The organism is Desulfomicrobium escambiense DSM 10707 (assembly GCF_000428825.1).
GTDB lineage: Bacteria > Desulfobacterota > Desulfovibrionia > Desulfovibrionales > Desulfomicrobiaceae > Desulfomicrobium > Desulfomicrobium escambiense.
Genome location: NZ_AUAR01000010.1, coordinates 126199 through 139367 on the forward strand (window position 1 = coordinate 126199; position 13169 = coordinate 139367).

Here is a 13169-nt window from a genome sequence, read left to right on the forward strand (position 1 = left end):
CCTATCGGCAGGCGTCGAGCATGCGCTGCAGGGCTATGCGCGCGGGCTGGGCGATGTCGTCGTCGACCCGCACGGGCTCGGCCGTGTCCAGGGCCGTGAGAGTGCGGGCCAGGTTTTCTTCGGTGATCTTGGCCATGTTCGAGCACAGGGCCGTGCGCAGCGGACGGACGGTCCTGTCGGTGTGGCGCAGCGCCAGGCGGTTGACCAGATTCCACTCGGTGCCGACGTAGATGGTGCTGCCGGCCGGGGCCTCGGCCACGGCCTTGATGAGGTACGAGGTCGAGCCCGCGCCGTCGGCCATGGCCACGACCTCGGGGCTGCATTCGGGGTGGACCAGGACCAGGGCGCCGGGCTCGTCGCGGCGGATGGCCGAGACGTGTTCGGTGTGGAACAGGGCGTGGACGGCGCACAGGCCGGGCCAGAGGTAGATGCTCGCCGACGGGTCGGCGGCCGGCACGAAGCGTCCCTGGCCGCGGATGTCGAGGCGCATGGTCCGGGCAGGGTCGATGCCCAGGGCGCGCGCCGTGTTCCGTCCGAGATTGGCGTCGGGCATGAACAGCACGCCGTCGCCCTGGCCCAGGGCCCAGCTCATCATGGTCTTGGCGTTGGCCGACGTGCAGACGCTGCCGCCGTGCCTGCCGCAGACGGCCTTCACGGCGGCCGAGGAGTTGACGTAGGTCAGGGGGATGATGTGCGCCCCGTCCCGGTTGAGGGCCGTCAGGACCTTCTCCGCCAGGGCCGCGGGCACCATGTCGGCCATGACGCAGCTGGCGTTTTCGTCGGGGATGTGTACCTTCTGCCCCGTTCTGGCCAGGATGGCCGCGGTCTCGGCCATGAAGTGCACGCCGCAGAAGACGATGTGCTCGGCGTCCAGGCCGTCGATGCGCTGGGCCAGTTCGAGGGAGTCGCCCAGGATGTCCGCGTGGCGGACCACGTCATCGGCCTGGTAGTGGTGGGCCAGGATGCAGAGCTTCGTGCCCAGCGCTTCCTTGCGTGCGGTGATGGTCCGGGTCGGCGTCATGCGTGCCCCCTGTGGGTTGATGTCAGGCGCATGGAAAAGTCCGCCACGGGTGCGGAGTGGGTGATGGCGCCGGTGGAAATGAAGGTCGGCCGGAGTTCGGCCAGGGTCCTGATGGTCGAAAGCGTCACGTTGCCGCTGATCTCGGACTCGATGTGCGCCGGGACGAGGGCCAGGGCCCGGGCGGCCGTGTCGGGCGGCATGTTGTCGAGCATGATGCGCTCCGGGGACAGGGCCACGGCCTCGCGCACGTCGTCGAGGGTCCGGCACTCGATCTCCAGGGGCGGGCAGACGGCGTAGGCCGCCCGCACCCTGCGCACGGCCTCGGTGATGGAGCCGGCCTGGTCGATGTGGTTGTCCTTGAGCATGAGCATCTCTTCGAGGTTGGCCCGGTGGTTGTGGCCTCCGCCCATGCGCACCGCGTACTTTTCCAGGTAGCGCTGTCCGGGCGTGGTCTTGCGCGTGTCCAGAACCCGCACTCCCGTGCCCTCGACGGCCTGCACGAAGCGCCGCGTCGCGCCGGCCACGCCCGAGAGGTGGCAGACGAAGTTCATGATGACCCGTTCGGCCTTGAGCAAGATCGATGCCGGGGCCAGGATGCGGGCCACTTCCCGGCCGCTCTCGACCGTGTCGCCGTCGGACGCCAGCAGGGTCACGACGGGGTCGGCGCAGCCCATGCGCCCCAGCACCACGGAGATGAGGGGCAGGCCCGCCACCACGGCGTCCTCCTTGGCCACGATGGATGCCTGGAGCATCGACGCCGGCGGGAAAAGGGCTTCGGAGGTCAGGTCCAGCCCGTCCTCCTCCAGGGCCAGGTCCACCAGTCGATGCAGCATGGCCAGGCGGTCGTTGCAAAAGAATTGAGAAAACATGCGCGTTCCTTGCATGGGGGGTGTTGCGGTCAGGGTTTTTGACTAGGAAAAGCGCCTTCCGCCGTCAAGCCGCAATGGTTCGCCACGGGTTGCGCTCGGCGGGGCCGCGTGTCATGTTGGCCCATGGAGTGTATCCGAATGAACCGTCCTCGCAGTCCACGCAGCCGGAGGAGCGCATGACCTGCATCGAATCCCTGCTGACCAGGGTCACGAAGAACGTGAAGCCGCGGCTTCTCTGCAACGGCTATGCCTGCTGGCTCGTGCATGCCCAGGCCGTGCCCGTCAGCTTCTTCCAGTCCCTGACGGACATCGGGGGCTGGTCCCTGGCGACGGAGAGCACGCAGTCCCTGTGGTTCTTCCCGGCACCGGAGGTCATGCTTGGCCTGGCCCGCCTGCACAACTGGGCCCGGCTGCACCCCATGGCCACGGCCATCACGGTGTTCGAGGCCAGCCTGGTCGTGGACGAGCATCTCGAACAGTCCCTCAAGGTCAAGTCCGAGCTGCAGCGCCTCTGCGCGGAGTACCCCAAGCGCCTCACGGTCCGCGTCAGCGCCCGTCTGCGGGAGGTGGGGCGCAGTCTGGCCGGCCTGTCCTTCAAGCACGTCCAGAACCCCGACGGCCTGACCGGGGACTGGTTCGAACTGGACGCCAACGACCAAGTCAGCGTGTCCTTCAGCATGAGCTGGCTGTGGGTCATCCGCCCCCAGGGCGTCCGCCAGGACAAGCTCTTCTCCAAGGGCTGGCGCGGGTACTTCGAACGGGTCGAGAACATCCTGTCGCAACTGAAGATTTCGTATCTGCACGCCGAGGACCAGAACATCGTCCTGCGCGTCCAGTCTCCCCGCGTCATGGCCCGCCTGACGCAGGAGCTCCTGACCCTGCTCGAGGACAAGGAGCACCCTCCGTGGCCGTGCCAGTACATGGCCGTGGAGGCGGGGGACCAGTCCTTTTCGCCGGATTTCGCCTCCAAGGTCCGCTACATGCTGGAGCCTCTGGAAGCCAACACGCTGCACATGCCCCTGTCCACGATCTTTCAGATCGCGGACCCGCGGATCACCCCTGGAGACTCGCGGCAGTCCATGGACAGCTCGAAGATCTCGGACCTCTTCCAGGTCCGCTTCCAGTCGGGCAAGGGCGGCCGCAGACACGGCCGTCTCAATGTCTTCCTGCCGACCAGCCTCGTATCGGGTTCGGAGAGTCCGTGTTTCTACTGCGGCCTGCGTTCGCACATCCCCCGCAAGTGCCCGACCAGGGTCTTGCAGCCCGGCAACGTTCACGTGTCCGAAATGTCCCGCTTCGCGCGCATCGATCTCGACGCCCTGCCGGGCGTCATGACGGCCCTGGAAAAGGAGCTCGCACCCGACGTCCTGCGCGGACTCACGGCCCTCGTGGCCGAAAAGGGTGATCACGCCCTGACGGTGCAGGCCCTGTTCGAGGTCAACCTGGTCTGCCAGCTGCGCATGATGGCCATGGTCTGGAAGGCCAGGGGCAAGGAGTGGCCGCGCGGCATCGAGGACCAGCGCCCCCAGGTCGACGAGGACCTCCGCGACGCCCTGGACGGCATGCGGGCCGGGAACCAGGAACGCGCCATGGAGAAGCTCGACCGTTTCGTGCTCAAGTCCGCCAAGAACTACCAGCCCCGGGTTCTGCTGGGCTTCATGGCCATGGAGCGCGACGAGTTCAAGCGCGCCGCAGGGTTCTGGGAGGAGGCCGAAAGCCTGGCCTACACCGGGCTGCAGCGTTCCTACATCCAGATGCTGCAAGGGCGCCTGAAGGAGGTTTCGGGCGACTTCCGCGAGGCCATCAGGCTCTACAGCCGGGCCTGCAACGAGTCTCCCGGCCTGACCAGGGCCAGGTACCGGCAGGCCGTCTGCCTCATCAAGTCCGGCTATCTGAACGAGGCCCAGGCCGTGATCCGCGACCTGATCAGGGACGACCCGGACTATTTCAGCGTCGTCCTGCTGGACCCGGAACTGGAGTCGGGCCGTTCCCACCTGCTGGGCGACCTGTGGGAGGTGTGGGACGAGGCCCGGGCCAAGGCGGCCGAGGTCATCGGCTCCGTGGAGCATCTGCCGGACCTCCTGGCCAAGTGGCTGCCCGTGGACCACGACGCCTACCAGTCCTTCCACGAGCGCATCGAGGAACTGAACAGCTACGCCGGGGTCAACAACTACGCCTCCATGGCTCGGCTCTTGCGGGGCACCATCGTCATCCGCGCCGACATCCAGGCCAGGGTCAAGAAGGACATCCAGGGACTGTCGGTCCGGCGCAAGACCATCCTGGAACGGCTCAAGTCCATCCAGCGCGAGGCGTCCTGGTTCCCGTTCCCGTCGATGCTCGGGTCCTTCAGCAAACAGTTCAATGCCTGCGGGGAGAAGCTCAGCCTCATCAGCCATCTGGACCTCTACGTGCCCGAGAAGTTCCGGCAGGGGCACGAGGCCATGCGCGAGGCCGAGCAGGGGCTGGCCGTCCTCGAAAAGAAGCTCCTCTTCCTGCAGGGCGTGCGCAACGGCATCCTCTTCCTGTTGCTTTCGGGCAAATACCTGCTCATCTTCGAAATCGCGGCCCTGGTTCTGGCCGGCGCACTGTCCGCCGCATTCTACTATCTGGTGCCCGACCAGAATTTCATGGGCCGCGACCTGCGCCAGGACAGGTGGCTGATCCTGAACATCTCCCTCATCTTCTTCTCGTTCCTGGCCTTCGTCGGCACGGCCATCCGGGCCGCGTCCCGGTTCGAAGCCTACAAGAACGAGATTCTGGACAAGGACGAGGCCGGGTAGGGCCGTCCCTGCAGCCGGGCAGGGGCGCGCATGTCTTGGCACGCCTTTTGTTTGATCCTCTCGCATGCACACCCTGGTCATCAATCTGACCCGGTTCGGCGATCTTCTGCAGACCCAGCCCGTTTTCAGCGGGCTCAAGGGTCGAGGGTCCACAACGAGCCTGGTCTGCCTCGACGCTTTCAAGGGCGCGGCGGCATTGCTGCGCGACGTCGACGGCGTCCGCCCGCTGCCGGGCGCCAGGCTTCTGGCGCGACTGGACCAGGACTGGACCCTGGCCGCAGCGGAGCTGTGCGCCTGGCTGGACTCGGCCGCGGCCGACGCCCCGGACAGCGTCCTGAACCTCACGCCGACCCTGGCGGCCCGCCTTCTCGGGCGCGCCTCCCATGGCGGCGACGTCCAGGGCTTCGGCCTGGACCGCGACGGCTTCGGGCACTACTCCACGCCGTGGGCCGTTTTCCTGCAGGCTGCCTCGACCTATCGCGGCTGCAGCCCCTTCAATCTGGTGGACCTTTTCCAGCGCGTGGCCGGGCTCGCGCCCGGCGAGTTCCGGTTGCGGGCTCCGGACCAGGCAGCCCGGGCCCGGGCCGCCGATCTTTTGGCGGACACTCCCGGCGGTCATGTGGCCTTCCAACTCGGCGCCAGCCAGGACTATCGGCGCTGGCCCGTGGAGGCCTTCGTCCGCGCGGGGCACGTCATCCTGTCGCGCACGGGCCGCACGCCGGTGCTCCTGGGCACGGCGGCGGAAGGGCACTTGGCGCGTCGTTTCGCGGAACTGGCCGACTATCCCTGCACGGACCTGACCGGCCGCACGGACCTGCCTACCCTGGCCGCGGTCCTCTCGCGCATGGACTTCCTGCTGACCAACGACACGGGCACCATGCACCTGGCAGCCGGCCTCGGCGTGCCCGTCTGCGCCGTCTTCCTGGCCACGGCCCAGCCCTTCGACACGGGCCCCTATCTGGAAGGCTCCATCAGCCTGGAACCTGACCTGCCGTGCCACCCGTGCTCCTTCGGCGAGCGCTGCCCCCGCGGGATGGCCTGCCGGGAGGCCGTGGACGGCGGTGCCGTCGGCGAACTGCTGGCGTCGGCCATGTCCGGCGACCGGACGGTTCCGGCCGGGTTCCCCGCCAGGGTCTGGACGGCCCGCCGCGACGGGCGGGGGTACATGGACCTCGTCTCCCTGTCCGGGCATGGGCACGAAGACCGCAGCCTCTGGATCGGGATTCAGCGCGACGTTTATCGTCAATTTCTTGACCAGGACCGCGACGAGGTTCTTGCAGCCTGGTCCGGCGGGGACTCCGACTTCCGCCGCAGCCTCGCCGCGGAACTGGAGCGCTGCGTCCTCATGCTGACCCTCCTGGAGGAGCAGGGGCGCCTGCTGGCCCTGCGTCCGGATTCGCCCGTCAAGGCCAGATTCCTGGCCAACTGCCGCAATCTCGAGGATATTTTTGCAGGCAGCCCCTCTCTGGGGGTGCTCAATCCCATGTGGCGATACCAGTCGCGGGACCAGGCCGCGGACATGCCGGCCTTCCTGGCCCAGTGCGCGGCCTACCGCGAACTTCTGACGGCCTTCGGACGCCGGCTCGCGCTGGCATGAATGTTGATTAGCCCCTAGGCATCCGGAAAAATTATCCCCTGTCACTGCGGAGGACAGCACAATGATCATCGTAGACGGCCAGCGTACCCCCCTCGAGGTCCACAATTTCGAGAACCTCGAACAGATCATCGAAAAAATCATGTCGGACACGTCGATGCAGAGCCGCATCGTGACGGACGTCCTGGTCAATAACGAGGCATTTTCGGAGATCTATCCCCATCAGGCCGAGGACATGGAAGCCTCGTACATCGACCGGGTTGAGATCATCTCCGTGCACACGTCGGAGATGGCCCAGAGCATCACCCGCGAACTCTACAAGGTCGTGTCCCTCATGGCCACGGCCGGACGGCAGGTCGCCGACCTGTTCCGGCAGGCCGACGATGCACAGGCCCTGGAGCTGTACTCGGACCTGCTGGAGGTCAACCGCGACTTCATGAACATGGTCGGCGTGCTCAGAAACGAATTCGTGGCCGATTCGTCGATGGATTTCGAAGAATCCCTGGGCGATCTCTCCTCGCTCTTCTCGGAGATGATCGAGATCCAGGAGAACGAGGACTGGATTCTGCTGGCCGACCTGCTGGAATACGAGTACCTGCCCCTCGTCGAGAAGACCAAGACCATCGTGGCCCAGCTGCGCGAGTCCGTGAAGGCCTCGGTCAAGAAGAACAGCCATGGCTGAGGCAGGCGACGGCTACGAGCGTATCATGGGGCTGTGCCGGGAAGAGCTGGCCAGCATCGGGGAGCGGGACACGGATCGCCTGTGTTCCGTGCTCCTTGAACGCGAGCAGGCCATCGGCATGTATGTGAGCGACGAGTCGGCCAGGCAGGACGAGGCGTTTCTCGACAAGCTGGAGCAGATCCGGGACATGAATGCCATGCTGCGTCACGAGGCGCGCAAGCTGCATCAGTCCCTCAAGGAAGAGCTTCTGAAGCTGCGTCGGGAAAACAAGCGCATCACGGGCTACCGCAACGGCGCCATGGTCACCCCCCTGGGCCGCAGCGTGGTCAGCCGCAAAGGCTAGGCGATCGCCGTGGGATGATGAGATCCGCGTGCTCAATTCGAAGCCCCCAAGGATAATGACATCCGAGGGGGCTGCGTTTTTTGCTGGAAACGCGTTCCGTCGCGGGCCGGTCAAGGTTTGTCGGAACTTCCTCGCGGGCCTCGTAATGCTTCCCGGCCTTGAGTTTTGGGCAGAGGGGGGGCGCGTTGGGTGTTTGACGGCCGGGAAGCAAACGATGCCTGGCTCGGTCGGACAGCCGACAGTCCTTGCCCGACCCGCGGCGGAACGCTTGTGGCGATGCGAGAGGGATTGAGGAAAGAAAGAAATGAACGGGGTGCAGGGGACGAGTCCCCTGCACCCCGGAGGCATCTTTTCCGAAACCGTGGCTATTCGATCCAGATGATGCCGGTCTGGCGGCCTGTGATCTTGTCCCTGCGGTAGGAGAAGAATTGCGGGGACGAGGCGGTGCAGATGTCGAGGGAGAAGATGTTGCCGGGCCTGACGCCGGCGGCGGTGAGTTGGTCGCGGGTCAGGGCCCAGAGGTCCATGCGCCGGGTGGCGGGGTTGAACCAGGGGGTGAAGGTTGGTCCCCATTCGGTCTCGAAATTGACGAATTCGCTGTGGCCCGGACCCAGGCTAGGGCCGCGAACAACGAGCACGTCGGCGGGCGAAAGGTTGTAGCGTCCGCAGAATGCGCCTACGCCCGTCGCTGGAAAATTGACGGCGTTACCCCTCCACCCGCAGTGCAGGGCGGCCACGTGGCGCCCCGTCGTGTCCGCCATGAGCAGGGCCTGGCAGTCTGCGGTCTTCATGACCAAGGCATGTCCGGGCCTGTTCGTGCACAGGCCGTCCCCCTCCAGGACCGCACCCCCGATGAAGTCGTCCTCCAGGTCGAAGTGCATGGCCTGGCCGTGCACCTGCCGCAGTTCCTGCCAGACATTCAGACCCAGATTCCGGCGCAGTTCCTGACGGTTGGCCCGCACGGCGGCCTCGTCGTCACCCACCTCCAGGGAGAGGTTGGCCGACGCCCAGGGGCCGGCGCTGCGGCCGCCGTCTCTGGCGGTGAAGATGCAGCGCACCCTGTCCAGGCCTGGGAAACGGAAGTCGATGTGGTCGATGCTCATGGCTGGGGCTCCGCGAGGGTGCGGAGGGTCTCCGCCGGGGTGATGACGAGGTGGACCGGATGGTCCCAGGGCTCCGTTGGGAGCGTGTCCACGAGCTGGAAGGCGTAGGCGGGGCCGATGAGCAGGGGGCGGCATGCCAGGGCGGGCAGGAAGCGGTCGTAGTAGCCGCCGCCGAAACCCAGGCGGTAGCCGCGCCGGTCGAAGGCCAGGGCCGGGACCAGGACGACCTCGGGCTGCGGGTCGGGCACGCGCAGGGCCGCCTCGGGCAGGGGTTCCACCAGTCCGAAGCAGCCCGGGCCGAGCTCGGCCCGCGAGGACACGGCGAAGGCCTCCATGATGCCCGGCCGGCCGTCGCAGCAGCGCGGCAGCAAGACTTCGCTTCCGCAGGCCCAGAAGTGGTCGAGCAGGGGCCAGGTGTCGACCTCGTTTCGGGCGGGCAGGTAGAGCATGACGGAACGGGCCAGCCGGATGCGGTCCTCGGACATCAGCTGTTCGAGGATGCGTGCGCTGTCCGCCAGCACCGTCTCGGGGGGCAGGCTCTGGCGCCTTTGGCGCATGTCGGCGCGGAGAAGGGTTTTGCTGGACTCTTGCATGACGGTGGCCGCTCCTTTACCATGATGTGCGCATGGACACGTACTCAAAGTGAGGATGGGAGGCAAATGGCAAACCGGTTCTGGATCGTTTTCGGCGACATTCATGAGCGCATCTCCGCCGTGGAGCGGATTGACGATATCGGCCGGGCGGAAGGCGTCTTCCTGTCCGGCGACCTGACCAACCTGGGCACGCGGGAGAGGGCGGCCGGCATCGTCGATGCCGTGGCGGCCATGAACCCGCGCGTCCTGGCCCAGATCGGGAACATGGACACCCAGGCTGTGGACTGCGTCCTGACCGAGCGCGGTCTGAACGCCCACAACCGGGTCACGGACCTGGGCGGGGGCGTCTGCTTGGCGGCAGTGGGCTACTCCACGCCGACGCCCTTCGGCACTCCGTCCGAGGTCGACGACGCGCAGATTTGCCAGTGGGCCCACGACGCCCTGGAGGCGGCGGGCGCCTTCGGGCATGTCATTCTCATGATTCACACCCCCCCGCGCGGCGAGGTCGTCGACAGGCTGCCGTCGGGCGCCCACGTCGGCAGCCCGGGCGTGCGCGCCCTCATCGAGAAATACCAGCCGGCCGTTGTCGTCACGGGCCACATCCACGAAGGCGTCGGCGAGGAGCGGATCGGCCGCTCCCACGTACTGAACCCAGGGGCCTTCGCCGCCGGCGGCTACGTGCGCATCGACGAGACCCCCGAAGGTCTCGTGGCCGGCTTGAGGGGCGTGTCGTGAGCCTGCGTCTCTATTCCTGGAACGTGAACGGTTTCCGCGCGGTCCTGGGCAAGGGTTTCGCGGACTGGCTGGTGCGCACCGCGCCCGACGTGGTGGGGCTGCAGGAGGTCAAGGCCGACGAGCACCAGGTAGGGGAGGACCGGCTGTTCGACGGCTACCGCTGCTACTGGAACGCCTCGCGCGGCAGGAAGGGTTATTCCGGCACGGCCTGCTATTCGCGACTCGAACCCCTGGCCGTGCAGTTCGGCTTGCCCGACGACCGCTTCCGGGGGGAGGGGCGCGTCATCCGCCTGGAATTCGAGAAATTCCACTATTTCAACATCTACTTCCCCAACGGCCAGATGAGTCAGGAGCGCCTGGACTTCAAGATGGGCTTCTACGACGCCTTCCTGGCCCACGCCCAGGACCTGCGCCGTCACAAGCCCATCGTGGTCTGCGGCGATTTCAACACGGCCCACCGCGAAATCGACCTCAAGAACCCCAAGGCCAACGAGAACACCTCCGGATTTCTGCCCATCGAGCGGGCCTGGATGGACCGCTTCATGGCGCACGGCTATCTCGACACCTTCCGCCTGCGGCACGGCGACATCCCCGACGCCTATTCGTGGTGGACCTACCGTTATGGGGCCAGGTCGCGCAACGCGGGATGGCGCATCGACTATTTCTTCGTGTCCGAGGAACTGCGCGGCGCGGTCCGCGAGGCCTGGATCGAGTCCGAGGTTATGGGGTCGGACCACTGCCCGGTGGGACTTGAACTCGACGTGTAGGGGGTGGTGATGCACAATCTCGACAAGGATGGATGTTCGTGAGCAAACGTGACGAGATTCTGGCGGCGGCGCAGGCCCTTTTCGCCGAGTACGGGTACGCCGGGACGACCATGCGCATGATCGCCCAGCATGCCGGCGTGGCCTTCGGCCTCGTTTCCCATTACTTCGGGAACAAGGAGAAGCTCTTTCTCGTGGCCGGCCAGGAGATGATCGACGCCATGCTGGCCCTCATCCGCAAGGACATGGAGCGGGCCCGCAGCGGCCTGGAGGCAGTGGACATCTTCGTCTCGTCCTACTTGTCCTACACCCTGGCCAACCGCGCCACTTTCCCCACCCTGATCCGCTGCTCGCCCTTCAGCGACGACAACCCGCACCTTGACCGGCAGAAGATCGGGGCCAAGTTCCGGGAACTCATTGAGGAGATCGAGAAGATCCTCGAACGCGGCATCGCCGACGGGACCGTCGCCGAGGTCCCGGTCCGGGACTGCGCCCTGATGATCTACGCCGCCATGGTCGGCGCGGTGCGCACGGTCTTCCTCAGCCCCTTCGGCGATCCGGCCCTGTTCGACGAGACCCGCAGGTTTATCCTGCGGTCGCTGCGGAGATAGTCTGCGGCCGGTCCCGGGCCGGGACGTGTTTTCCGGTAAAGACCACCGTTCGGGAATCCATCATAAGTGCGTCCACGGCCGACCTGAAGCCGGGGCCGTGTCCCTCCTAGAAGTTGAACACCTTGGATTCGGCCGCCATGTCGATGAGGTGCGGCCCGCCGTCGAGCAGCATGTTCGGGTGGAAGCGCGCCTCGTCCAGGCCGCGGTTTCTGGCGCAGGGCGTGCAGACGCCGATCTCCACCTCGGATTCCACCAGATAGGGCAGATAGTCCGCCGGGCAGTCGCCGGTGGTGGTTTTGACCCTCAGGTCGCGGGCAGTGTCGGCCCAGGTCACGCCGCCGTCGATGAGGAACAGGTTGACGTGATGCCCCTTGCCGTGGGCGATGCGCGCGAACTGGAAGCAGCGCGTGGCCGATTCGTTGTCGTCCCTGCTCAGGATGAAGAGAAATTTCGCCATAAGGTCCTCCCAGGTTTCTTCGCCACTGCCTCACTAGAATGATTCGTTCGGAAGATCAATATGTTCGGAGAATGACCGTTTGTCTCGGCCGCATTTTGCCGTTCGTCGTTCGGTATCCGTCCGCAGGCTGAATCCGGCCCGGTTTTCCATCCCGGCGGATTGTCTTGGAGAAACGGGAAAAAGGGGCTAGACTTCCACCATGTCCGCCAAGCGCAAACAGAACGACCTGCCTTTCCGGCTCGCGGCCCTGGGCATCCCCGAGGAGCTGCTGCCCGTGGTCCGCGGGTGCGTGCGTGAGCTGGAGGAAGAGGGGGTGCGCGGCAAGGCCCTGCGCCGTCTTTTCAACCGTCTTGCGGACAGACCCGAATCCTTCGCCGAGCATCCCATCCTGGGGGCCCTGGCCGGGATGCTGCGGTCGGGCGCGTCCTGCGGGGCCGCAGAAAGCGGCGTCCCGTCTCCGGCCGTGCGCACGGAGGGAGCCCCATGGCGTTCCTGGGGCGAGGACCTGGACCCCCAGGCCGTGAAGCAGATGCGCGACGGCGCGAGCCTGCCCGTGGCCGTGTCCGGGGCGCTCATGCCCGACGCCCATGTGGGCTACGGCCTGCCCATCGGCGGGGTCCTGGCCGTGGACAACGCCGTCATCCCCTACGGCGTGGGCATGGACATCGCCTGCCGCATGAAGATGAGCGTCTTCGCCGTGCCGCCCGACCTTGTCGACGAGCATGCCGACGATCTGGCCCAGGCCCTGGAGCACGAGACGTGCTTCGGCGTGGGCGGCAAGTTCACGGCCCGCAAGGATCACCCCGTCATGCACGAGGACTGGGGCTTCTCGCCCGTCACCGCGCGCATGCGCGACACGGCCTGGGGTCAGCTCGGCACGAGCGGGTCCGGCAACCATTTCGTCGAGTGGGGCGTGCTGGACGTGCCCCGCGCTCTGTCCGGACTGGCCGAGGGGCGCTACCTGGCCCTGCTGTCCCACAGCGGCAGCCGGGGCACGGGCGGGGAGGTGGCCAAGTACTATTCCTCCCTGGCCAGGCGGCTGCACCGCGAGCTGCCAAGAGAGCTTGGGCATCTAGCCTGGCTGGGCCTGGACACGGATCCGGGCCGCGAATACTGGGCCGCCATGGAGCTCATGGGCCACTACAGCGCGGCCAACCACGCCCTGATCCACGCCGCCGTGGCCGGGCATCTGGGCCTCTCGCCCGTCTGGGGAGCCGAGAACCACCACAATTTCGCCTGGAAGGAAACCCACGGCGGCCGCGAGGTCATCGTGCACCGCAAGGGCGCCACGCCGGCCGGGGCCGGGGTCGTCGGCATCATCCCCGGGACCATGATCGACCCGGCCTACGTGGTCGAGGGACTGGGCAACCCCCTGTCCATGTGCTCGGCAGCCCACGGAGCGGGCCGGACCATGAGCCGCCAGGAGGCGCTGAAGCGCTTCCGGCGGGGGGATCTGGAACACGTGCTGCGGGAACACGGCGTGCGGCTGCTTTCGGGCGGCCTGGACGAAGTGCCCATGGCCTACAAGGACATCCGCGCGGTCATGGCCGCCCAGGCTGACCTGGTGCGCATCCGCGCGACATTCATTCCGCGCATCGTCAAGATGGCGCCGTAAGG

Annotated in this window: 13 protein-coding genes; 8 read left to right on the forward strand and 5 right to left on the reverse strand. The window is 66.7% G+C overall.

The window, feature by feature from the left end; genetic code table 11:
* Position 1: 1 nt before the first annotated feature.
* Positions 2-1021 (reverse strand): quinolinate synthase NadA, encoded by a 1020-nt coding sequence (gene nadA / locus G394_RS0110875; RefSeq protein ID WP_051307119.1) that lies wholly within the window; start codon positions 1019-1021, stop codon positions 2-4.
* Positions 1018-1890, reverse strand: a complete 873-nt coding sequence (gene nadC, locus G394_RS0110880; protein WP_028577676.1) for a carboxylating nicotinate-nucleotide diphosphorylase — start codon at positions 1888-1890, stop codon at positions 1018-1020. The genes nadA and nadC overlap by 4 nt, the downstream gene beginning before the upstream one ends.
* Positions 1891-2066: 176 nt before the next feature.
* Between nadC and G394_RS0110885 the strand changes: the two genes are divergently transcribed.
* The 4 genes from G394_RS0110885 (at position 2067) to G394_RS20240 (ending at position 7289) form a co-directional block, all read left to right on the forward strand.
* Positions 2067-4670: a tetratricopeptide repeat protein gene (locus G394_RS0110885; protein ID WP_028577677.1), complete on the forward strand. Its 2604-nt coding sequence runs from the start codon at positions 2067-2069 to the stop codon at positions 4668-4670.
* Between the two features lie 64 nt (positions 4671-4734).
* On the forward strand, positions 4735-6267 hold the full coding sequence (locus G394_RS0110890) for a glycosyltransferase family 9 protein (protein ID WP_028577678.1): 1533 nt from the start codon (positions 4735-4737) through the stop codon (positions 6265-6267).
* Positions 6268-6328: 61 nt separating this feature from the next.
* Positions 6329-6946: a DUF8043 domain-containing protein gene (locus G394_RS0110895; protein ID WP_028577679.1), complete on the forward strand. Its 618-nt coding sequence runs from the start codon at positions 6329-6331 to the stop codon at positions 6944-6946.
* Positions 6939-7289, forward strand: coding sequence for a hypothetical protein (locus tag G394_RS20240; RefSeq protein ID WP_028577680.1), 351 nt, complete (start codon positions 6939-6941; stop codon positions 7287-7289). Before G394_RS0110895 ends, G394_RS20240 begins: the two co-directional genes overlap by 8 nt.
* Positions 7290-7654: 365 nt before the next feature.
* Here G394_RS20240 and G394_RS0110905 read toward each other — a convergent pair whose 3' ends face one another.
* Together G394_RS0110905 and G394_RS0110910 are read right to left on the reverse strand one after the other, a co-directional pair.
* Positions 7655-8392 carry a purine nucleoside phosphorylase YfiH/LACC1 family protein gene (locus G394_RS0110905; protein WP_028577681.1) on the reverse strand — a complete coding sequence of 246 codons (738 nt, stop codon included), beginning with the start codon at positions 8390-8392 and terminating at the stop codon, positions 7655-7657.
* Entirely contained in the window at positions 8389-8985 is a 597-nt protein-coding gene (locus G394_RS0110910; RefSeq protein ID WP_028577682.1) for a 5-formyltetrahydrofolate cyclo-ligase, read from the reverse strand. The genes G394_RS0110905 and G394_RS0110910 overlap by 4 nt, the downstream gene beginning before the upstream one ends.
* 66 nt (positions 8986-9051) lie before the next feature.
* Between G394_RS0110910 and G394_RS0110915 the strand changes: the two genes are divergently transcribed.
* The 3 genes from G394_RS0110915 to G394_RS0110925 are packed head-to-tail and all read left to right on the forward strand — an operon-like array spanning position 9052 to position 11095.
* Positions 9052-9720, forward strand: coding sequence for a metallophosphoesterase family protein (locus G394_RS0110915; protein WP_028577683.1), 669 nt, complete (start codon positions 9052-9054; stop codon positions 9718-9720).
* A complete protein-coding gene (locus G394_RS0110920) occupies positions 9717-10487 on the forward strand; it encodes an exodeoxyribonuclease III (protein WP_043775535.1) in 771 nt (256 codons plus the stop codon). Before G394_RS0110915 ends, G394_RS0110920 begins: the two co-directional genes overlap by 4 nt.
* 32 nt (positions 10488-10519) lie before the next feature.
* Positions 10520-11095, forward strand: coding sequence for a TetR/AcrR family transcriptional regulator (locus G394_RS0110925; protein WP_342663420.1), 576 nt, complete (start codon positions 10520-10522; stop codon positions 11093-11095).
* Between the two features lie 106 nt (positions 11096-11201).
* On the opposite strand, the gene G394_RS0110930 is transcribed toward G394_RS0110925, so the two are convergent.
* Positions 11202-11552: a DsrE family protein gene (locus G394_RS0110930; protein ID WP_028577686.1), complete on the reverse strand. Its 351-nt coding sequence runs from the start codon at positions 11550-11552 to the stop codon at positions 11202-11204.
* Positions 11553-11751: 199 nt separating this feature from the next.
* Between G394_RS0110930 and G394_RS0110935 the strand changes: the two genes are divergently transcribed.
* Positions 11752-13167 (forward strand): RtcB family protein, encoded by a 1416-nt coding sequence (locus tag G394_RS0110935; protein ID WP_028577687.1) that lies wholly within the window; start codon positions 11752-11754, stop codon positions 13165-13167.
* Positions 13168-13169 lie beyond the last annotated feature (2 nt).

Excerpts from the sequence above, each read along its gene's own strand:
- G394_RS0110915 (WP_028577683.1), top strand. The coding sequence starts at position 9,052 with ATGGCAAACCGGTTCTGGATCGTTTTCGGCGACATTCATGAGCGCATC.
- nadC (WP_028577676.1), bottom strand. The coding sequence starts at position 1,890 with ATGTTTTCTCAATTCTTTTGCAACGACCGCCTGGCCATGCTGCATCGA.
- G394_RS20240 (WP_028577680.1), top strand. The coding sequence starts at position 6,939 with ATGGCTGAGGCAGGCGACGGCTACGAGCGTATCATGGGGCTGTGCCGG.
- G394_RS0110905 (WP_028577681.1), bottom strand. The coding sequence starts at position 8,392 with ATGAGCATCGACCACATCGACTTCCGTTTCCCAGGCCTGGACAGGGTG.
- G394_RS0110890 (WP_028577678.1), top strand. The coding sequence starts at position 4,735 with ATGCACACCCTGGTCATCAATCTGACCCGGTTCGGCGATCTTCTGCAG.
- G394_RS0110930 (WP_028577686.1), bottom strand. The coding sequence starts at position 11,552 with ATGGCGAAATTTCTCTTCATCCTGAGCAGGGACGACAACGAATCGGCC.
- G394_RS0110895 (WP_028577679.1), top strand. The coding sequence starts at position 6,329 with ATGATCATCGTAGACGGCCAGCGTACCCCCCTCGAGGTCCACAATTTC.
- G394_RS0110925 (WP_342663420.1), top strand. The coding sequence starts at position 10,520 with ATGTTCGTGAGCAAACGTGACGAGATTCTGGCGGCGGCGCAGGCCCTT.
- G394_RS0110935 (WP_028577687.1), top strand. The coding sequence starts at position 11,752 with ATGTCCGCCAAGCGCAAACAGAACGACCTGCCTTTCCGGCTCGCGGCC.
- G394_RS0110885 (WP_028577677.1), top strand. The coding sequence starts at position 2,067 with ATGACCTGCATCGAATCCCTGCTGACCAGGGTCACGAAGAACGTGAAG.
- nadA (WP_051307119.1), bottom strand. The coding sequence starts at position 1,021 with ATGACGCCGACCCGGACCATCACCGCACGCAAGGAAGCGCTGGGCACG.
- G394_RS0110910 (WP_028577682.1), bottom strand. The coding sequence starts at position 8,985 with ATGCAAGAGTCCAGCAAAACCCTTCTCCGCGCCGACATGCGCCAAAGG.